Source organism: Pseudomonas sp. SORT22 (genome assembly GCF_018417635.1).
In the GTDB taxonomy this organism is placed as follows: Bacteria; Pseudomonadota; Gammaproteobacteria; order Pseudomonadales; family Pseudomonadaceae; genus Aquipseudomonas.
Genome location: NZ_CP071007.1, coordinates 3,540,013 through 3,560,100, shown reverse-complemented (window position 1 = coordinate 3,560,100; position 20,088 = coordinate 3,540,013). Strand labels below are relative to the sequence as shown.

The window sequence follows — 20,088 nt, the reverse complement described above, 5'->3', positions numbered from 1 at the left end:
GCTTTTTCTTGTAGCTTGTAGCTTGAGACTTGCAGCTTGAGAGCATCGAGATGACCTACGATTTTGATCTGTTCGTGATTGGTGCCGGGTCTGGCGGTGTGCGCGCTGCGCGCTTTGCCGCAGGCTTCGGTGCAAAAGTGGCGGTTGCCGAAAGCCGCTACCTGGGTGGTACCTGCGTCAACGTTGGCTGCGTGCCGAAAAAGCTGCTGGTCTACGGCGCGCATTTTGCCGATGACTTCGAGCAGGCCGCAGGCTTTGGCTGGTCGCTGGAAGATGCCCAGTTCGACTGGGGCCAGTTGATCGCCAACAAGAACCGCGAAATCGAGCGGCTCAACGGTATCTACCGCAACCTGCTGGTCAACAGCGGCGTGACCTTGCTGGAAGGCCACGCCAAACTGACGGGTGCCCATGAGGTGGAAGTCGATGGCCAGCGCTACAGCGCCGAGCACATCCTCATTGCCACCGGCGGCTGGCCGCAGATCCCGGATATTCCGGGCAAGGAGCTGGCGATCAGCTCCAACGAGGCGTTCTACCTCAAAGACCTGCCCAAGCGCGTGCTGGTGGTTGGCGGCGGTTACATCGCCGTGGAATTTGCCGGGATCTTCCAGGGCCTGGGGGCAAAAACCTCGCTGCTGTACCGCGGCGACCTGTTCCTGCGCGGCTTTGATGGCAGTGTGCGCGAGCACCTCAAGGAGGAGCTGGAAAAACGCGGCATGGACCTGCAGTTCAACAGCGATATCCAGCGTATCGAGCGCCAGGACGACGGCAGCCTCAAGGCTACCCTCAAGGATGGTCGCGAACTGGTGGCCGACTGCGTATTCTATGCCACTGGCCGGCGACCGATGCTCGACAACCTGGGCCTGGAAAACACCGGCGTCGAACTCGACCCGCGTGGTTTTATCCGCGTCGACGACCTGTACCAGACCACCGCGCCGTCGATCCTGGCGATTGGCGATGTGATCGGCCGTGTGCAACTGACCCCGGTGGCCCTGGCCGAAGGCATGGCTGTGGCCCGGCGCCTGTTCAAGCCCGAGCAGTATCGCCCGGTGGATTACCAGAACATCCCTACCGCCGTGTTCAGCCAGCCACCGATTGGTACCGTTGGCTTGACCGAAGAACAGGCGCTGGAGCAGGGCCACAAGGTGCAGATCTTCGAAAGCCGCTTCCGACCGATGAAGCTGACCCTCACCGAGGTGCAGGAAAAGACCCTGATGAAGCTGGTGGTCGATGCCGACACCGACCGCGTGCTGGGTTGCCATATGGTCGGCCCGGACGCCGGCGAAATCATCCAGGGCCTGGGCATTGCCCTCAAGGCCGGGGCGACCAAGCAGCAGTTCGACGAGACCATTGGCGTGCATCCTACGGCGGCGGAAGAGTTCGTCACCTTGCGTACGCCATCGCGTTAAACGGCGTACTCCAATCGCGGGGCAAGCCCGCTCCTACTGGCCGGTAGGAGCGGGCTTGCCCCGCGATAGCTTCAAACCCTCTATTAATAGCCCCGCCTTATAGCCAAAACCAATCAACAACATGAGCTTTGCCAATGAGCATTAATCCAATGCATTGGCTACGATTCTCCCATCAGTTTTTTCAACCCCCTGAAGGAGCGTCACTCATGCCTATCATCAACAGCCAGGTTAAACCGTTCAAAGCTACCGCTTACCACCAGGGCAAGTTTGTCGAAGTCTCGGATGCCGATCTGAAAGGCAAATGGTCGGTAGTGTTCTTCTACCCGGCCGACTTCACCTTCGTCTGCCCGACCGAGCTGGGCGACCTGGCCGACAACTACGCGCAGTTCAAAGACCTGGGCGTGGAAATCTACGGCGTGTCCACCGATACCCACTTCACCCACAAAGCCTGGCACGACACTTCGGACACCATCGGCAAGATCCAGTACCCACTGATCGGTGACCCGACCCACGTCATCTCGCGCAACTTCGACGTGCTGATCGAAGAAGCCGGCATCGCTGACCGTGGCACCTTCGTGATCAACCCAGAAGGCCAGATCAAGATCGTCGAACTCAACGACGGTGGTGTCGGCCGTGACGCCAGCGAGCTGCTGCGCAAGGTCAAGGCTGCCCAGTACGTTGCCGCCCACCCAGGCGAAGTCTGCCCGGCCAAGTGGAAAGAAGGCGAAGCGACCCTGGCGCCATCGCTGGACCTGGTCGGCAAGATCTAAGACCGTGAGCCAGCCGAGGGCGGTGGTCTACCGCACCTGACGTTGTCACCGCCCCGCAAAACGCCCGGGCGCTTTCGCCCGGGCGTTGTTATTTCTACCGTTTGAAAAAGGAATCGCCCGTATGTTGGACGCCACGCTTAAAACTCAGTTGAAAGCCTACCTGGAACGGGTCACTCAGCCGATCGAGATCGTTGCTTCCCTCGATGACGGCGCGAAGTCCCGCGAACTGCGCGACCTGCTGGTGGAAATCGCCGGCCTGTCGAACCTGATTACCCTGCGTGAAGATGGCAGCGACGCCCGTCGCCCGTCGTTCTCGCTCAATCGTCCTGGCGCTGACATCAGCCTGCGCTTTGCCGGCATCCCCATGGGCCACGAGTTCACCTCGCTGGTGCTCGCCCTGCTGCAGGTCGGCGGTCATCCGTCCAAGGCCAGCCTGGAGGTGATCGAGCAGATCAGCGCGCTCAAGGGTGAGTTCAACTTTGAAACCTACTTCTCGCTGTCGTGCCAGAACTGCCCGGATGTGGTCCAGGCGCTGAACCTGATGGCGGTGCTCAACCCCAATATTCGCCACGTCGCCATCGACGGTGCGCTGTTTCAGGCCGAAGTCGAGCGCCGCAAGGTCATGGCCGTGCCCAGCGTCTACCTCAACGGCGAAGTGTTTGGCCAGGGCCGCATGGGCCTGGAAGAAATCCTCGCCAAGCTCGACACCAGCGCCGGCGAGCGTCAGGCCGAGAAGATCAACGCCAAGGATGCCTTTGACGTGCTGGTGGTCGGTGGCGGCCCGGCGGGCGCCGCCGCGGCGATCTATGCCGCGCGCAAAGGCATTCGCACCGGCGTTGCCGCCGAGCGTTTCGGCGGCCAGGTACTCGACACCATGGCCATCGAGAACTTCATCTCGGTGCAGGAAACCGAAGGACCGAAGCTGGCCATGGCCCTTGAAGAACACGTCAAGCAGTACGACGTCGATATCATCAACCTGCAGCGCGGTGAAGCCTTGATTCCGGCCACCGACGGCGGCCTGCACGAAGTGCGCCTGGCCAGTGGTGCCTCGCTCAAGGCCAAGACTGTGATCCTCGCCACCGGTGCACGCTGGCGCGAAATGAACGTACCCGGCGAGCAGCAATACCGCAGCCGCGGCGTTGCCTACTGCCCGCACTGCGATGGCCCGCTGTTCAAGGGCAAGCGCGTGGCGGTGATCGGTGGCGGCAACTCGGGTGTGGAAGCGGCTATCGACCTGGCCGGTATCGTCGCCCAGGTGACCCTGATCGAGTTCGACAGCCAGTTGCGTGCCGACGCCGTGCTGCAGCGCAAGCTGCACAGCTTGCCGAACGTCAAGGTGATCACCAGTGCGCTGACCACCGAGGTGCTCGGTGATGGCGAGAAGGTCAACGGCCTGCGCTACAAGGACCGCAACAGCGATGAGCTGCATGACCTGGCGCTGGAAGGGATCTTCGTGCAGATCGGCCTGCTGCCCAACACCGACTGGCTCAAAGGCACGGTCGAGCTGACCCCGCGCGGCGAGATCATCGTCGATGCCCGCGGCCAGACCAACCTGCCGGGCGTGTTCGCCGCCGGTGACGTGACCACCGTGCCATACAAGCAGATCGTGATTGCCGTGGGCGAGGGCGCCAAGGCTTCGTTGGCGGCCTTCGATCACCTGATTCGCACCTCGGCGCCAGCCTGACCGGCCTTATCGCGGGGCAAGCCCGCTCCTACAGACCAGGTAGGAGCGGGCTTGCCCCGCGATGGTTTCAATGCGCCAGCCCGGTGTCGGGAACACCGGCCATTCCAGCGGCGCTTTGACAAGAGTCTGCAAGCTACCGGCTATCACCCGGCATCGGTGTGCGGGCGCCGATGGCCGAGCCAGAGCGCTCGTGGTCCAGTGTCTATAGTGAAGTAGTGTGTTTCAGCGAGAGCCATTGCCATGCAACTGATCAGTCGCGAGCCCTGGTGGCGCAATCCGCCCAAGCCTGGTCAGCGAGAGCAGGATCTGGAATGGGGGTATCTGGAGATCTACAAGGATGGCCGCGCCGTGTTCGTCGAGCAGCGACCTACCGACCAGGAACTGGCCGAGCGCAAAAGCTGCCGCAACTTTCCCGAGGCTGAGGAGTAAGCTATAGGGTATGCCGTAATACAAATCTACCTGGGGCGGGAGCATGCATTGAAGGCCTGCTGGATTGCCCATGTCGAGGTCAGCGACCCTGAGCGGTATCAGCAGTACATCCAGCGGGCACTGGCGGCCCTTGCAGCCTTCCCCGCTATGCCGAGATCGTCATCACCGGGGGCTAAAGCGATCAAGTCGGCGCAGCGGGCTTGAGGCAGGCTGGACAGTCAGCCCAAGGAGATGACCATGATCCGCCTGACCCTGTCCGAAGCCCATTCGCTGGCCTTTTCGATCCTTTTGCACAACGGCTTTGACGCCGACCATGCCCGGGCGGTGAGCGATACCATCGTCGCCGGCGAGCGCGATGGCTGCGCCTCCCATGGCCTGTACCGGGTGCTGGGCTGCGTCGGCTCGCTCAAGGCCGGCAAAGTGGTTGCCGATGCCCGCCCCGAAGTCATCGACCAGGCGCCGTCGATCGTGTGCGTGGATGCCGGCGGCGGGTTCTCTCAGCTGGCATTCCAGGCCGGCTTGCCGTTGTTGCAAGCCAAGGCCCAACGCAACGGCATCGCCGCCCTGGCGATCAACCGCTGTGTGCACTTTTCGGCCTTGTGGGTCGAGATCGAGCAGCTGGCCGAGGCCGGCCTGGTGGCCCTGGCATTCACCCCCAGCCATGCCTGGGTGGCGCCTGCCGGTGGCCATCGGCCGGTGTTCGGCACCAACCCCATTGCCTTCGGCTGGCCGAGGGCGGGCACGCATCCGTATGTTTTTGACTTCGCTACCAGCGCCATCGCCCGTGGCGACATCGAGCTGCATCGGCGTGCCGGCAAGGCGATTCCCGAAGGCTGGGGCGTGGATGAGCACGGCCAGCCCAGCACCGACCCCAACGTGGTGCTGGACCGTGGCGCCATGCTCACTTTCGGCGGGCACAAGGGCTCGGCGCTGGCGGCGATGGTCGAACTGATCGCCGGGCCGTTGATCGGCGACCTGACCAGTGCCGAATCACTGGCCCATGCCGACGGCAGCAAATCCTCGCCTTATCATGGTGAGTTGCTGATTGCCCTGGACCCGCGCAGGTTTTTGGGTGACGCCGCCGATCAACACCTGGCCCGGGCCGAGGTGGTATTCGAGAGCATCGAGGGGCAGGGCGCGCGGCTGCCGTCTGCGCGCCGCTATACAGCACGGGCGCGCAGCCTGGTGGAAGGGGTGGAAATCCCGCAGGCCCTGTACAACGATCTCAGGGCGCTGCTGGCCTGAAACCCGCCCTTACAGGGCGGTGCGGCTGCTCTGGCCGTCGACCAGGCGCGCGATGCCCAGCGGGTTGGCGTTCTGCAGTGCCGGCGGTAGCAGCGCATCCGGGCAGTTCTGGTAGCACACCGGGCGCAGGAAGCGCTCGATGGCCAGGCTGCCCACCGACGTCCCGCGGGCATCGGAGGTGGCCGGGTAGGGGCCGCCGTGCACCATTGCATCACAGACTTCAACGCCGGTCGGGTAGCCGTTGAACAGTACCCGGCCGACCCTCTGCTCCAGCAGCGGTAGCAGTTCAGCGTGGCTTTGCAGATCTTCAGCTTCGGCGATCAGGGTAGCGGTGAGCTGACCGTGCAGGCCGTGCAATGCTTGCTGCAACTGCGTGCTGTCGGCCACCTCGACCAGCACCGTGGCCGGCCCGAACACCTCTTCCTGCAACAGCGCATCGCCTTCGAGCAACAGGCTGACATCGGCCTTGAACAGCTGCGCCTGCGCCTGCTTGCCCTGTTGCGGCTGCCCGGCCAGGTGGCTGATGCCAGGGTGAGCGAGCAGCGCCTCGACGCCCTTGGTGTAACTGGCGAGGGTGCCGGCGTTGAGCATGGTCTGTGCCGGTTGCGCGGCCAGTTGCGCGGCCAGTTGTTCGGTAAATGCACTGAATGCCGGCGAGCGCAGGCCGATCACCAGCCCCGGGTTGGTACAGAACTGCCCGCAGCCGAGCACCACCGAGGCCGCTAGTTCGCGGGCGATCTGCTCGCTGCGCAGGTTCAGGGCCTGGGGCAGTACCAGCACCGGGTTGATGCTGCTCATTTCGGCGAACACCGGGATCGGTTGTGCCCGTGCCGCCGCCATGTCGCACAGCGCACGGCCGCCCTTGAGTGAGCCGGTAAAACCCACCGCCTGGATCGCCGGATGCTTGACCAGCGCTTCGCCGACGCCGGCGCCGTAGATCATGTTGAACACGCCCTTGGGCATGCCTGTCTGTTCGGCCGCGCGGATGATCGCATCGGCCACCCGCTCAGCGGTGGCCATGTGGCCGCTGTGGGCCTTGAATACCACCGGGCAGCCGGCGGCCAGGGCCGCGGCGGTGTCGCCGCCGGCAGTGGAGAAAGCCAGGGGGAAGTTGCTGGCGCCAAACACCGCGACCGGGCCGACGCCCAGGCGGTACTGGCGCAGGTCGGCGCGGGGCAGCGGTTGGCGATCGGGCTGGGCGCGGTCGATGCGTGCGCCGAGAAAGTCACCGCGGCGCAGCACCTGGGCGAACAGGCGCATCTGCCCGCAAGTGCGCCCGCGCTCGCCGAGGATCCGCGCGGCGGGCAACGCCGTTTCGCCGGTCACCAGGGTGATGAAATCATCCCCCAGGGCCTCCAGTTGCGCGGCAATGGCCTCAAGAAACTGCGCCCGTCGCTCCGGCGACAAACTGCGAAACACCGGGTAGGCCTCGGCCGCCGCCTGGACAGCGGCATGCACTTCTGCGCCGGTGGCCTGGTGGAACCGATAGGGCAGGGCCTCGCCGCTGGTTGCGTCATGGCTCTGCAGGGTGAGGCTGCCAGCGGCGCTGCGCGCGCCGCCAATGTAGTTGTGGCCGATGATATCCGCCATGGATTACTCCTGAAAAAAAAGGTGGGGTCAGGCCAGCGAACTGCCCGGGCGAACCGGCGCCGCTTGCCCGGCGGCGATGCGCGCGGCCGCTTCGGCGTCTACCTGGTGCAGCGACTTGCCGCGGGTCTCGCGGGTCAGGCCAACAGCGACAATCGAGATCAGCGCAGCGCCAACCAGGTACCAGGCAATCGGCGTCGAGCTGTGGAACTCATTGAGCAAACTGATGGCGATCAGCGGCGCCAGGGATCCGGCGAAAATCGGCGCCACCTGGTAGCACAGCGACAGCGCGGTGTAGCGCACGTGGGTGGGGAACAGCTCGGCCATCAGCGCCGAGTAGGGCGCGTAGGTCATCGACTCGATGGCCAGGCCCAGGGTGATCGCGGCCATGATCAGCCAGTTGTTGCCGGTGTCCATCAGCGGGAAGCCGATGAAGCCCCAGAAGGCGGTGAGCACCGCGCCGGTCAGGTACACCGGCTTGCGCCCGACCAGATCGGACAGGTAGCCCATCAGCGGGATCATGAAAAAATGCAGCAGGTGCGCGCCGAACATCAGCAAGAGGATCTGCGAGGTGTCCTTGTGCACTACAAGCTTGAGGTAGGTGATCGAGAAGGTCACCACGGTGTAATAGAGGATGTTCTCGGCAAAGCGGGCGCCGATGCCTACCAGCACCGCGCGCCAGTGATGGCGCAACACCTCGACCACGCCCAGTTGCTGCTCGGCTTTCTGCGCCTGGCGCGCCTGGGCCTCTTTGAAGATTGGTGCGTCGTCGACGCTGGTGCGGATCCAGTAACCGATCAGCACCACCACCGCCGAGAACCAGAACGCCACGCGCCAGCCCCAGGCCAGGAACTGTTCTTCCGAGAGGTTGCTCGACAACAGCAGCAAGGCCACCGTCGCCACCAGATTACCGGCCGGCACCCCGGCTTGCGGCCAACTGGCCCAGAAGCCGCGACGGTTGTCCGGGCAGTGCTCGGACACCAGCAAAATCGCGCCACCCCATTCGCCGCCGAAGGCAAAACCCTGGATCAGCCGCAGCAGCACCAGCAACACCGGCGCGGCATAACCGATAGTGTCGAAGCCCGGCAGGCAACCCATCAGGAAGGTGGTGATGCCGACCACCACCAGGCTCAGTTGCAGCAAGCGCTTGCGGCCGAATTTGTCACCGTAGTGACCGAATACCAAACCGCCCAGGGGGCGGGCGAGAAAGCCTACGGCATAGAGGGCGAAGGCGGCGATGATGCCGTCGACGGGGCTGTCGGTCTGGCGGAAGAACAACTGGCCGAAGACCAGTGCCGAGGCGGTGCCGTAAAGGAAGAATTCATACCATTCGGCGACGGTGCCGGCCATGGCCGCGGCGACGACCCGTTTCAAGCCCGAAGGGTTGGTTGCGCTGGAGGGGTAACTGGACATGCTGGCGTTTCCTGTATGGGCGCAAAACAGGCAGGCCGGTCTCCATGATGGAGCCGGCCCGGCAATCACTCAGAGGCCGACGTCCGGCAGTTGCGGACGGTTGGCCAGGGCCTTGGCCATGATCTGCTCGACGTAAAGCCGATCGCTTTCCGGCAGGGCCAGGCGCGGCGGACGGGTCAGGGCGCTGCCGCGACCGGCGATGGCTTCGCACAGCTTGATGCACTGCACAAGGTCGGCGCGGGCATCCAGGTGCAGGATCGGCATCAGCCATTCGTAGATCGGCATGGCCTCGGCGAAGCGCCCGGCCTTGGCCAGGCGGAAGATCGTCTCGCCCTCTTTGGGGAACACGTTGGACATGCCCGAGACCCAGCCCTGGGCGCCGACCGCGATGCTTTCCAGGACCACGTCGTCGAGGCCGGCGAACAGCACGAAGCGGTCGCCCACTTCATTGCGCACGTCGATGAAGCGGCGGGTGTCGCCGGAGGAGTCCTTGAAGCACACCACGTTGTCGCAGTCGGCCAGGGAAATCAGGATGTCCGGGGTGACGTCGTTTTTGTAGATCGGCGGGTTGTTGTAGACCATCAGCGGCACGTCGGTGTGCTTGGCCACGTAACGGTAGTGCTCGGCGGTCTCGAACGGCTTGGAGCCATAGACCAGCGCCGGCATCAGCATCACCCCGTCGACGCCGACCTGGCGCACCGCATTGGCCACCTTGGCGGCCTGCACGCTGGTGAACTCGGCCACGCCGCAGATCACTGGAACCCGGCCGCGCGAGGCATCGACGGCGACTTCGGTGACGGCGATTTTCTCCTCGGCGCTCAGCGAGGTGTTTTCGCCCACCGAGCCACACACCACCAGGCCCGAGACGCCGTCGCGGATCACGTTGGAAATCACCTCGTGGGTCTTTTCCAGGTTGATCGAGAAGTCATCGTTGAATTGAGTGGTGACCGCAGGGAAGACGCCGCTCCAGTTTACGTACTTGCTCATGGTGTTCTCCGGTTGTTTATTGTATTTCGTATACGATATTTGAAGTGCTTGAAGTGGACCAGTGTTTTTTCACTTCGTTTGCCGGTCGATTTTTAAGGGTGTTTGCAAATCAACGGCTTAGCGTTCAGGCGCCGGGCCAGGTGTCCGACAACCGGTAGCCTTGTGGCCAGGGGTCGCTGGGGTCGAGCAGCAATTGATGGGTGCCGGTGATCCAGGCGCGGCCGGAAATGCACGGGTAGATGGCCGGGCGCCCGGCGATTTCGGTCAGTGATTCGATGCGGCAGTCGAAGCGCGAGCCGATGATCGAGCGGCCAATGAACCGCTCGCCGACTTTCATCAGGCCTTTGGCCTGCAGTACCGCCATGCGCGCTGAACAGCCGGTGCCGCAGGGCGAGCGATCGATCTTGCCGGGGCGGATCACCACCGCGTTGGCGCCGCTGGCAATGCCGTCCTCATACTCGATGGGCGCGGCGATCTGGCAGAAGGAAATGTGCGCCCAGTCCGGATTCAGCGGGTGGCTGAAACCCAGTTGCTGGTTGGCGGCCTGGGTGATCTTCAGGCCGACCTCGACGATATCTTTGGCTTCGTCCGGGCGGATGGCAAAGCCCAGTTGCCGGGCATCGGCAATCACGAAGCTGTCGCCGCCGTAGGCCGTGTCGACCTGCAGCGAGCCCAGACCTTCGACCTCGATCCAGGCGTCGAGGCGGTCGGCAAAGGACGGCACGTTCTTCACTTCCACCCGTTCGACCTTGCCGTCCCGGCATTGGGCGACCGCTTCGATCAGGCCGCCCGGGGCTTCGAGCACCAGGTGCGTCTCGGGCTCGGTCATCGGCAGGATGCCGCTGTCGAGCAGCACGGTCGACACGCACAGCGAGTTGGAGCCGGACATCGGCGGAGTGTCGGCCGGCTCCATGATGATCCAGGCCATTTGCGCCCGCGGGTCCTTGGGCGGCACCAGCAGGTTGACATGGCGGAACACGCCGCCGCGTGGCTCGTTGAGGACGAAGTTGCGCAGGGTCTGGTCGCGGGCGATCCAGCGCGACTGCTCCCAGACCGTGGCGCCGGGGGGCGGGGCGACGCCGCCGACGATGACGTCGCCGACTTCACCTTCGGCGTGGCAGTTGACGATGTGGATGATTTTCGATGAGCGCATTCGCAGGACTCCTTGTGTTGTTAGGGAGGGCCTCATCGCGGGGCAAGCCCGCTCCCACAGGGATAGTGGTGTGGGAGCGGGCTTGACCCGCGATGCTTCTATTTCACTGACTTCAAGAACGCCGCCGTCTCCGGCTGTAACGGATTGCCGATCACCTGGTCGGGCGAGCCGATCTCGTGCACCAGGCCGTTACGGAAGAACGCCACGCGGTCCGACACATCGCGGGCAAAACGGATCTCATGGGTCACCAGCACCATGGTCATGCCGTCCTCGGCGAGCATGCGCATGGTGTCGAGCACCTCGCCGACCAGTTGCGGGTCGAGTGCCGAGGTGGCCTCGTCGAACAGCATGTAGTCCGGCGACATCGCCAGCGCCCGGGCAATCGCCATGCGTTGCTGCTGGCCGCCCGAGAGCTTGCCGGGGAAGGTCTTGAGCTTGTCGCCCAGGCCGACGTGGGTCAGCTGCTTGACGGCCAGCGCCTCGGCGTCGTGCTTGTCTTTGCCAAGCACTTTGCGCGGCGCGAGCATGACGTTTTCCAGCACGGTCAGGTGTGGGAAGGCGTTCCACTGCTGGAAGACGATGCCGATCTTCTGGCGCAGGCGGTTGAGGTCGGTGGCGCGGTGGTGGACCTCGACGCCGTCGACGCGGATGTTGCCTTTCTGGATCGGCTCCAGGCCGTTGATGCACATCAGCAAGGTCGACTTGCCCGAGCCCGAGCCGCCGATGATCGATACCACTTCGCCCTTGTTCACGGTCAGGCTTACGCCCTTGACCACTTCCAGGTCGCCGAAGGATTTGTGTACGTTCTCGATCTCAATCATTTTCCTGCCACCTTCTTTCCAGACGGGCGCCCAGGCGGGCAACCACCAGGCTCATGACGTAGTAGATGAGGCCTGCGATGCACAGCACCAGCAGGGGTTCCTGAATCCGCGTAACGATGGTTTGCGAAGCGCGCAGCAATTCGACGATGCCGATCCACATCACCAGCGCCGTGTCTTTCATCACCCCCAGGACCAGGTTCAGCCAGCCGGGAAACGCCACCCGGGTGGCCATTGGCAAGACGATCCAGCGCAGGTCCTGCAGGTAGCTCATGCCCAGCGAACGGCTGGCCCGACGCACGCTCAGCGACACCGCCAGCACGCCGCCGCGGACGATCTCGGTGAAGTACGCGGCGGTGTAGACGCCGAGCACGATGCAGCCGACGCTGAAGGCGCTGATGTCGAGGCCGACGATGCTCTTGAACGAGTTGAACAGCACGAACTGGATCAGCAGCGGCACGCTGCGAAACACATCCAGCACCCACGCCAGTGGCAGGCTCAGCCGTGGCCACAGAGCCCGGGCCAGGCCGAACAGCAAGCCGGCAAAGGTCCCCAGCAAAATCGCCCAGAAGGTCAGCTGCAAGGTGATACGCGCCCCGTCGAGCAGGAACACAAAGTCGTTCCAGGTAAAACCGGTGGAAAACATGCCGAGCTCCTCAGTAACGGAACAGCCGCCAGGCCATCAGCCGGGCCAGCGCGACGATCGCCTTGGCAATCAGGTAGTACAGCGCCGCCGCCAGGGCGAAGTATTCGAAGGTGCGGAAGGTCTTGACGTTGTAGTCCTGGGTCACGCCGGTGAGGTCGTTGTTCAGGCCGACGATCACCCCCAGCGAGGTCATCAGCACCGCCCAGACCATCTGGTTGGTCAGCGGGTAGAACACCACCCGCAGCAGCTGCGGGATGACGATCATCCGGTAGGTCTGGAAAGCGCTCATGCCCAGCGAACGCGCCGCACGCACTTGCGTAGTCGGCACGGCCTTGAGGCCGCCGCGAAAGTTCTCCGCCAGGTACCCCGCGTTGTTGAAGGTGATGCCCGCCAGCAGGGCGATCCACGAGCTGACGTGCAGGCCCAGCGAGCCGAGGCCGAAGTACAGGATGTAGATCTGGAACAGCGACGGCGTGTTGCGCGCAATTGACACCCAGCCGTTGGCAAAACCGCGCAGCAGCGGTTGCTTGCCTTCGCGCATGACGGTCAGGGCCAGGGCGATCAGCACCCCGAAGATCATCGACAGGGCGGCGGTCTCGAAGGTCACCCAGGCGCCGGCGAGCATGTCGGGCAGCGCGCGCAAGGCCGAGCGCCACTGGAAGGTGTAGTCAAAGTCAAACATGCGCGCGGCCCTCCTGGCTCTGGGCCGCTTGCAACCAGGCCGGCAAGCGACCGCTGGCCTGGCCGCTGCAGGCCGACGCGACGCACTCGGCGAGGCTGGCGAAATGCACCGGGCGGCCGGCCAGGCCCGGCCCGTAGTGGGCATATTTGCCCGAGTTGGTCATCAGCGTACGCGCCGTTGGCGGGATCACCGGCTCACCCAGCATGCACCAGCAGGTGTCGGTCACCAGGGTCACGCCGAAGCGCTCAAGCTCGGCGATGTACCCGGCGGCGCGGGCCTGTTCGAGCACCGTGCGACCGCAGGTGATGGCCACGACCACCTCCGGGTGTTTGTGCCGGCCCTGGCACAGCTGTGCAAGCGCGGCGAACTCGCTGAAGGAAAAATGCGGGTTGCCCAGCGACACCACATCCACCTGCGGCTCGCGGGCACTGTTGAGCGCGCGCCAGCTGTGCAGCAGGTCCGCCAGTTGGATGCGCTCGCTGGGCAGGTTGGCGCCAGGTTCGAGGACCTGCGCCGGCTCCAGCGCTTCGGGGGTGACCCCGGCGATATGAAACAGCGGCGCCGCCGAGGTGGTGGCAAAGGCGGCGCCGAAGGCCTTGAGGTCGTCCAGGCTCGGCTGCGCCTGTTCCAGCCCGTAAATCAGCGGAATTCGCGAGCCGGCCAGGGCGCCGATATGGTAGCCGAGCAGCGGGTAGAAGCTGTCATCCAGTGCCGCCAGCGCCGGCACCTGCACCAACAACTGCGCCTTGCGCTGGCTGTCCAGGTGACAGCCGATGCGCGGCGCGCGGCCGGTCAGGGCGATGCAGATATCCAGGTAGTCGGGGTACTTGAGGGTGCGCGCGCCGAGCACGCTGTTGGCGTAGACCACGGCGTTGGATTCGGCCCAGACGATCTGTTCGCCCTGGCTCGGCGCGCTGTCGAGCAGGTACGGCGCGCAGGTGAAGCTCATCTGCGCACCCATGGCCATGTAAGCATCGCCCAGGGCGCTGGCCGGCTCGCCCAGCGCCGGGTCGATGCCCAGCTCGCGCCAGCGGCGCTGATCGACCGAGATGGCATTGAGGGTGGTCGGTACCCGCACCTTTGCGCCCCAGCGCACCAGCTGTTCGGCAAAGCCGAGGCTGGCGGGGCCGGTGTAGATGCAGCCGTCGATGTGGGCCTGGGTGACGTCCAGCAACTGCTCGGCGCCTTGCAGCTCGGCCATGCGCAAAACGATCTGCATGGCCATTTGCGCCGCCTTGCCGTGCGTGCCGTCGAGCAGCGCCTGGTCCTGGACTTGCAGCTTCAGGCGGGTGCTGAAAGACTCGGCGCTGTGGTCATACGGCGCGGCCTGCCAGTGATCGGCCGGGGCCTGGGGATACAGGCTCAGGCAATCGCCTTCGACCCTTGCCCAGCCTGCACCGGGCAAACTGGCGAAGGCCTGCTTGCCGATGCACAGCACCGGCAGGGAGCGCTGGAACAGGGTCTGAGCGACCAGCACGCCGAGGGTCAGGATCTCGTCGGCCTCGGCCAGCACCAGTGCCGCCGGTGCGTGGCCGTTGCTGATCAGTTCCATCATCACGCTGCTGCCGGTGCACGAGCCGCGCCCGCTGGGGATCGCCAGCACACGCCCGGCGATGCACTGGCCACTCAGTGGATGATGACGGTCGATGACTTCGCCGCTGGCGGCGTCGACCCCGCCCCAGAAGCTCAGCCCGGTATCGGCGAACAGCAAGGGGCCCTGGGCCGCGCCCGCGACCAGGCTGCGCCCGGCCTGGGGGATCGGTGTGCTGGTCATGCTGCCCACCTCAGTAGTAGACCTGTGGCACGGTCAGGTCGGTCGGGGCGATTTCGGTGCCGACCCACTTGGTGAACAGCTCCTTGTAGCGCCCGGTGCGCACCTGCTGGTTGACGAACAGGTCGAGGTAGCGCAGCAGGCCATACTCGTTGCGCTTGGCGCCCAGCGACACGTAATCGATCACGTAAGGGGCATTGCCGGCGACCTTGAGGTTCTTGTACTTGCCGGACTTGAGGGTGGCGGCGGCGACGGTGTTGGTGACCACGGTGGCGTCGATGTGCCCCTGGGCGACCGCCAGCAGGGTGTCGTTCTGCGACTGGTAGGCACGGAAGGTGCCGCTGCCCCAGCTCTTCACGTCTTTTTCCAGGGCAATGGCTTCATAGGTGCCGCTGGTGTTGCCCAGCGCCTTGCCCTTGAGGTCGTCGAAGCTGTTGATGCCGGTGTTGTCGCGGGTCAGCACGACCATCTGGAAGGCAAAGTAGGGCACGGTCAGGCCGACGGTCTTGGCCCGTTCGAGGGTGTCGGAGGTGGACGCGACGATCACGTCGGCACGGCCCGAAACCAGCGCCGGAATGCGGTCGGGAAAGGGCGTTTCGACCACTTCCGGCTCAACCCCGAGCACCTTGGCCAGGTCGCTGCAGTAGTCGACGTCGAATCCGGCGGGCTTATTGCCCTCATCGCGAAAACCCATCGGTGGGAAGTCCAGGGTCACGGCGCAGCGCAGCTTGCCGGAGCCGATGATGTCATCGAGCTTGTCAGCCTGGGCGTTGGCGATAAAGGTGGTACTGAGAACAGCGCTGAGGGCTACGGCAAATGTGCGGTTTTTCATAGAGGCCTCGGGTTGGGAGCGTGCTGTTAAATATCGTATTGGTAATTTCGTATACGATATTTTCTAGTGCAATGGCCGTGCCTGTTTTGTCGCCGATGTAGGAATAATCTTTCGGCCCGTGGGCTAGGGCGCTCGAAGCAAACAAGGGCAGTTGGGGTGCTGCAGCAGGGGAGCGGGGCAGGTGTTACATATCGGAGCACTGCCTGTGCGCAGCGCCCGATAAAGGAACACTTAGCGCTGGCTGTCGCGGTACTGGCTCGGTGAAAGTCCGGTGAGGGCGCGAAACTGCCGGCTGAAGGCGCTGTGATCGGTGTAACCGCAGCGCAGGGCGATCTCGGTGATCGGCAGGTCGAGCTCCTGCAGCAGGCGCGAGGCTTCTTCTAGGCGCGCCTTGTGAATCATCTGTCGCGGCGTGAGCTGGAAGATGCGCTTGCAGTGGCGCTCCAGCTGCGCCACCGACAGCCCGGCGATGGCGGTCAGCTCTGCAAGGCTGATGGGGCGGGTGAAGTGGGCGCGGATATGTGCATCGACGGCAGCGAGCTTGTGGAACGCCGGGTGGTTGGACTGGGGCAGTTGCAGGTCGCGGGAAATGCCGGCGAGGCCGACGATAGTGCCCTCGGCGTCCTTGAGTGGCCGTTTGTGGGTCAGGCACCAGATCGGCTGGTTGCCGAAGTAAAGGTGCAGCTCAAGCTGGTCGGCCAGTTCCCGGCCACTGCTGAGCACGCGGCGGTCCTGCTCGGTGTAGAGCGGGCCGAAGCGGGCGGGGAATACATGCTCGGCGGTAAGCCCGAGCAAGTCTTCGCGGTGCTTGCGCCCGCAGCGCCGGGCCAGGGTCTGGTTGACGAAGGCGTAGCGCGCCTCGCAATCCTTGATGAAGAACACCACGTCGTTGAGGGTGTCGAGCAGCGGCGCAATCGGCTGCAGGCTGCTGAGCAGGGTCGGCAGGTCGCAGGGCGCGAAGTGGTTGAGCGTGGCGTGCATGGCGCTGACGTTCCGGGGGCGACCGTCGGGATCATAGAGCGCCCCCGGTGTTTACCTCAAGTGTCGCTCTCAAGGTGCAGCAGGGTGTCGATGCGCGCCGGGCTGAATGGCGGGCGCGGCGCCGAGGGCTGCCAGCCGAACAGGTGGGCGGTGGCCGCACCGCACACCCGGCCCTGGCAGGCGCCCATGCCGCAACGGCTGGCCAGCTTGGCCTGGCGCCAGTCGCTGTGCCCGGCGAGGGCGGCATAGGGCACGTCTTCGCAGCGGCACACCAGGGTGTGGGCGGTTGCCAGCGACTTCAGTGCGGGGTCGAGGGCGAAGGCCGTGTTCAATGCGCGGGCAAAGGCGTGCCAGCGCGCCCGGCGGCGCCACAGCCGCTGCGCCGCCTGGCGATTGCCGGTGGCGCTAAGACCGGCAATAGCGCCTTCAACCAGAGCGCGCTCGCTGCCACCGAAACCTGTGCATTCGCCTGCCGCGTAAACGCCGGGTTGTGAAGTCGCCTGCCAGGCATCGACGGCAAGCGCCTGTTGCTCCACGGCGCAGCCCAGGGCCTGGCCCAACTGGATGTTGGGGATCAGGCCGAAGCCGCAAGCCAGCCGATCGCAGGCAATTTCAACCACCTGGCCGTGCTGCTGCAGGCGCACGCCTTCGAGCCGGTCGGTGCCCAGCGCGGCCAGCACATGGCTGGCGCTGCGGTACTGGCGGTCGAACAGGCTAAACGATTGCAGCAGCTTGTGCGGCCAGCGCGGCAACTGTGCGGCAAAGCCGCTGACGGCCGCAAGCGAGGCCTGCTCGGCGATGCGCAGTACCCGCGCGCCATTGGCCTTGGCGGTGGCGGCGCTGGCCAGCAGCAAGGGGCCGCTGCCGGCGATGACGATACGCTCGTCGCGTACCGGCATCCCGCCCTTGATCAGCGCCTGCAAGCCACCGGCACCGGTCACCCCAGGCAGCGTCCAGCCAGGGAAGGGCAGCAGCAGTTCACGGGCGCCGGTACAGAGGACCAAGCGCTCGTAGTGGATTTGCCAGCCGCGCTCGGCGTTCTCCACCAGCAGGCTGTTGGGGCCGGCGTTGGCGATCACCCGCGTGCCGCTGTGCCAGTGCACATTGGCGCAGGCCAGCACCTGCTCGCGCAGCCGGCGCGCCTGCTTGGGCAGCTTGGCCTGTGGCCCGTCGCGCCAGATCTGCCCGCCCGGCAGCGGGTTGTCGTCGAGCAGCACGATGCGCGCGGCCCGCGGCGCGGCGGCCAGGGCCGCAGCCAGCCCGGCGGGGCCGGCGCCAATGATCAGCAAGTTGGTGTGTTCGTTCATGCGCGGGTCTCCACCTGCATGCCGTCACGGCACAGGGTCTGGCAGGCCAGGCGCCGGCGACCGTCGATCGTCACCCGGCACTCCTGGCAAACGCCCATGCCGCACAGCGGGGCGCGGCGCTGGCCGCTGACCGAAGTGCGCGAGCAGCCATCGCCGCCCAGGGCCAGAGCAGCAGCGACGCTGGTGCCGTCGGCCACGCGTAGCGGGCGGCCATCGAGGGTCAGGTCAGGCATGGGCGAGGGCTCCAAGAAAGCGATCTGGCAGGTAAGGGCTGGCCGCCAGCGGCGGCGTTTGGTCAAACAGCTGCGCGCTCAAGAGGTCGGCGGTCGCCGGCGCCGTGGTCACGCCCAGCCCTTCATGACCGACCGCCAGCCACAGGCCATCCTGCTGCGGATGGCGGCCCACCAGCGGCAGGCCGTCGGGGCTGGCGGCGCGAAAGCCGGTCCAGGCGCGGATGCCGTTCAGATTTGCCAGGTCCGGCATGTACTCGGTTGCGCGCTTGAGCATGCGCGCCAGCATCCAGCCTTCCACGGCCGGGTCAGTGGTGCCGAACTGGCGCGAGGCGCCGATGAACAGCTGGCCGGTGGGCCGTGGCTGGATATTGCAGGCAGTCGACGGCCCGCTGGCGTTGTGGGCGCTGGTCACGTAGCCCAGCTCCACCAGGGTATGGGTGACGGTGCCGGGGTAGCGATCGGTGATCAGCAGGTGGCCTTTCTTCGGCTCGATCGGCAGCTCCGGGCACAGCTGCGTGGCCTGGATGCCGTTAGCCAGCACCACGGCCTCGGCGCTCAGCCACTGGCCGCTGTCGAGGCGCACACGGTTGCCCTCTACTGCGCTGACCCGCGCCCGACGCTGTTCGATCCCTGCTGTTTGCAGCATCCAGCCGGCAGTGGCCGGGGCATAGAGAATACCGTCGCCGTTGATCAGCAGACCGCCTTCGAGCCCCTCGCGCAGCGCCGGTTCGCGCTGGCGCAGGGCGTGCCCGGCGACCAATTCGCAGGCCACCCCCTGTGCTTGCAGGAGGTTGAATTTGTGTTCGGCCACGGCCATTTCTTCGGTGTTGGCCGCCAGCCACAGGGTGCCGTTGCTGCGATAGGCGCAGGCCTCGGGGAGTTGCGGGGCCAGTTCGCGCCAGCGTTGTAGCGAATACTGGCTGAGCGCAAGCTCCGCGGGATTGTCGTCGAGCACCAGCAAATGGCCCATGCCGGCGGCCGTGGCGCCGTGCAGCCCGGCATCGAGTACCAGCACTTGCAGCCCGCGCGCGGCCAGCGCCTGCGCGCAGGCGGCGCCGATGATTCCGGCGCCGATGACGATGACATCGGCCACGGCACCACGGCTCACGGGCGAATGCCCCAGGCGAACGGGTCGTCCTCCTCGATGATCAGCGTGGCTTCGGCGCTAATGTGCGCGCGGCCGCGAATGGTCGGGATGATGCGTGGGCCGTCGGCCTCGAACGAGCCCTCGAAGGTGCTGCCGATCACGCTGGCCTGGCGCCAGGTCTGCCCGGGTTGCAGTTTGCCGTCGGCAGCCAGGCAGGCGAGCTTGGCGCTGGTGCCGGTGCCGCAGGGCGAGCGGTCGTAGGCTTTGCCGGGGCACAGCACGAAGTTGCGGCTGTCGGCGTCGGGGTCGTCGGCGAACAGCTCGATATGGTCAATCAGGCCGCCGTCTTCACCGCGAATGCCTTGCTCTTCCAGGGCCTGTTGCACGGCGTAGGTATAGGCCGTCAGCGCCTCGATGTTGTCACCGGCGACCTCCAGGCCGTGGTCGGCGATCAAAAAGAACCAGTTGCCGCCCCAGGCTACGTCGCCAATCACCTTGCCGATGCCGGGCACCTCCAGCGCCAGGTCCTTGCGGTAGCGGTAGGCCGGCACGTTGCGCACGCTGACCGAGCGGTCCTCGTGCAGGGTCGCCTGCACGGTGCCGACCGGGGTTTCGATGCGGTGCACGCCTGGGCCGATCCTGCCCAGGTGCGCCAGCGACACCACCAGGCCGATGGTGCCGTGGCCGCACATGCCCAGGTAACCGGTGTTGTTGAAGAAGATCACCCCGGCGCAGGCGCTGGGGTCCACCGGCTCGCACAGCAGCGCGCCGACCAGCACATCGCTGCCGCGCGGCTCCAGCATGCAGGCAGTGCGCCATTGATCGTGCGCCTCGGCAAGGCGCTGGCGGCGCTGGGCCATGCTGGCGGTGCCCAGCTCGGGGAAGCCGTCGATGACCAGGCGGGTCGGTTCGCCGCCGGTGTGGGAATCGATCACGGTAATGCGTTTCATGGAGGCCGCGTCCGTTCAGGGAAGTGAAGGACAGAGTGGCGTGTCATGCGGCGCGCAGGCTTGATGCCTTTATGTCGTGCCGATGACGAAATCGGCACAGTGGCGCA

The 20,088-nt window shown here is 65.4% G+C and carries 19 protein-coding genes and 1 pseudogene; 6 read left to right on the top strand and 14 right to left on the bottom strand.

The window, feature by feature from the left end; genetic code table 11:
* Window positions 1-50: 50 nt before the first annotated feature.
* From gorA to JYG36_RS16080, 6 genes and pseudogenes are all read left to right on the top strand, one after another.
* On the top strand, window positions 51-1,406 hold the full coding sequence (gene gorA, locus JYG36_RS16105) for a glutathione-disulfide reductase (protein WP_045196735.1): 1,356 nt from the start codon (window positions 51-53) through the stop codon (window positions 1,404-1,406).
* Window positions 1,407-1,612: 206 nt separating this feature from the next.
* Complete coding sequence (gene ahpC, locus JYG36_RS16100; RefSeq protein WP_010223911.1) at window positions 1,613-2,176, top strand: alkyl hydroperoxide reductase subunit C; 564 nt, start codon at window positions 1,613-1,615, stop codon at window positions 2,174-2,176.
* Window positions 2,177-2,297: 121 nt separating this feature from the next.
* A complete protein-coding gene (gene ahpF / locus JYG36_RS16095; RefSeq protein ID WP_093383925.1) occupies window positions 2,298-3,860 on the top strand; it encodes an alkyl hydroperoxide reductase subunit F in 1,563 nt (520 codons plus the stop codon).
* A 240-nt stretch (window positions 3,861-4,100) separates the two neighbouring features.
* Window positions 4,101-4,289: a hypothetical protein gene (locus JYG36_RS16090; RefSeq protein WP_045196737.1), complete on the top strand. Its 189-nt coding sequence runs from the start codon at window positions 4,101-4,103 to the stop codon at window positions 4,287-4,289.
* Between the two features lie 48 nt (window positions 4,290-4,337).
* Window positions 4,338-4,430, top strand: a pseudogene (locus JYG36_RS26645) (DUF1330 domain-containing protein); the annotation flags it as partial.
* Window positions 4,431-4,526: 96 nt separating this feature from the next.
* A complete protein-coding gene (locus JYG36_RS16080) occupies window positions 4,527-5,534 on the top strand; it encodes an Ldh family oxidoreductase (RefSeq protein WP_213601580.1) in 1,008 nt (335 codons plus the stop codon).
* Window positions 5,535-5,543: 9 nt separating this feature from the next.
* Here the strand turns inward: JYG36_RS16080 and JYG36_RS16075 are convergent, their stop codons facing one another.
* The 14 genes from JYG36_RS16075 to JYG36_RS16010 form a co-directional block, all read right to left on the bottom strand.
* Window positions 5,544-7,124: an aldehyde dehydrogenase (NADP(+)) gene (locus tag JYG36_RS16075; protein WP_213601579.1), complete on the bottom strand. Its 1,581-nt coding sequence runs from the start codon at window positions 7,122-7,124 to the stop codon at window positions 5,544-5,546.
* Window positions 7,125-7,151: 27 nt separating this feature from the next.
* Entirely contained in the window at window positions 7,152-8,534 is a 1,383-nt protein-coding gene (gene abaF, locus JYG36_RS16070; RefSeq protein WP_213601578.1) for a fosfomycin efflux MFS transporter AbaF, read from the bottom strand.
* Between the two features lie 69 nt (window positions 8,535-8,603).
* Entirely contained in the window at window positions 8,604-9,521 is a 918-nt protein-coding gene (locus JYG36_RS16065; protein WP_093383901.1) for a dihydrodipicolinate synthase family protein, read from the bottom strand.
* 124 nt (window positions 9,522-9,645) lie between these two features.
* Window positions 9,646-10,674, bottom strand: a complete 1,029-nt coding sequence (locus JYG36_RS16060) for a trans-3-hydroxy-L-proline dehydratase (protein ID WP_213601577.1) — start codon at window positions 10,672-10,674, stop codon at window positions 9,646-9,648.
* A 98-nt stretch (window positions 10,675-10,772) separates the two neighbouring features.
* On the bottom strand, window positions 10,773-11,495 hold the full coding sequence (locus JYG36_RS16055; RefSeq protein WP_038995715.1) for an amino acid ABC transporter ATP-binding protein: 723 nt from the start codon (window positions 11,493-11,495) through the stop codon (window positions 10,773-10,775).
* On the bottom strand, window positions 11,488-12,138 hold the full coding sequence (locus tag JYG36_RS16050) for an amino acid ABC transporter permease (RefSeq protein ID WP_045196748.1): 651 nt from the start codon (window positions 12,136-12,138) through the stop codon (window positions 11,488-11,490). Before JYG36_RS16050 ends, JYG36_RS16055 begins: the two co-directional genes overlap by 8 nt.
* 10 nt (window positions 12,139-12,148) lie before the next feature.
* Window positions 12,149-12,820 carry an amino acid ABC transporter permease gene (locus JYG36_RS16045; RefSeq protein ID WP_045196750.1) on the bottom strand — a complete coding sequence of 224 codons (672 nt, stop codon included), beginning with the start codon at window positions 12,818-12,820 and terminating at the stop codon, window positions 12,149-12,151.
* On the bottom strand, window positions 12,813-14,594 hold the full coding sequence (lhpI, locus tag JYG36_RS16040; protein WP_213601575.1) for a cis-3-hydroxy-L-proline dehydratase: 1,782 nt from the start codon (window positions 14,592-14,594) through the stop codon (window positions 12,813-12,815). Before lhpI ends, JYG36_RS16045 begins: the two co-directional genes overlap by 8 nt.
* A 10-nt stretch (window positions 14,595-14,604) precedes the next feature.
* Window positions 14,605-15,423: an ABC transporter substrate-binding protein gene (locus JYG36_RS16035; protein ID WP_045196753.1), complete on the bottom strand. Its 819-nt coding sequence runs from the start codon at window positions 15,421-15,423 to the stop codon at window positions 14,605-14,607.
* 231 nt (window positions 15,424-15,654) lie between these two features.
* A complete protein-coding gene (locus tag JYG36_RS16030; protein WP_093383887.1) occupies window positions 15,655-16,404 on the bottom strand; it encodes an AraC family transcriptional regulator in 750 nt (249 codons plus the stop codon).
* A gap of 56 nt (window positions 16,405-16,460) precedes the next feature.
* Window positions 16,461-17,711 (bottom strand): NAD(P)/FAD-dependent oxidoreductase, encoded by a 1,251-nt coding sequence (locus JYG36_RS16025; protein ID WP_213601574.1) that lies wholly within the window; start codon window positions 17,709-17,711, stop codon window positions 16,461-16,463.
* Window positions 17,708-17,944 (bottom strand): (2Fe-2S)-binding protein, encoded by a 237-nt coding sequence (locus JYG36_RS16020; protein ID WP_045196758.1) that lies wholly within the window; start codon window positions 17,942-17,944, stop codon window positions 17,708-17,710. Before JYG36_RS16020 ends, JYG36_RS16025 begins: the two co-directional genes overlap by 4 nt.
* The gene (locus JYG36_RS16015; protein ID WP_093383877.1) at window positions 17,937-19,052 is read right to left on the bottom strand and encodes an NAD(P)/FAD-dependent oxidoreductase; all 1,116 of its coding nucleotides are present in this window, start codon (window positions 19,050-19,052) and stop codon (window positions 17,937-17,939) included. Before JYG36_RS16015 ends, JYG36_RS16020 begins: the two co-directional genes overlap by 8 nt.
* Window positions 19,049-19,981 carry a 4-hydroxyproline epimerase gene (locus JYG36_RS16010; RefSeq protein ID WP_213601572.1) on the bottom strand — a complete coding sequence of 311 codons (933 nt, stop codon included), beginning with the start codon at window positions 19,979-19,981 and terminating at the stop codon, window positions 19,049-19,051. Before JYG36_RS16010 ends, JYG36_RS16015 begins: the two co-directional genes overlap by 4 nt.
* Window positions 19,982-20,088 lie beyond the last annotated feature (107 nt).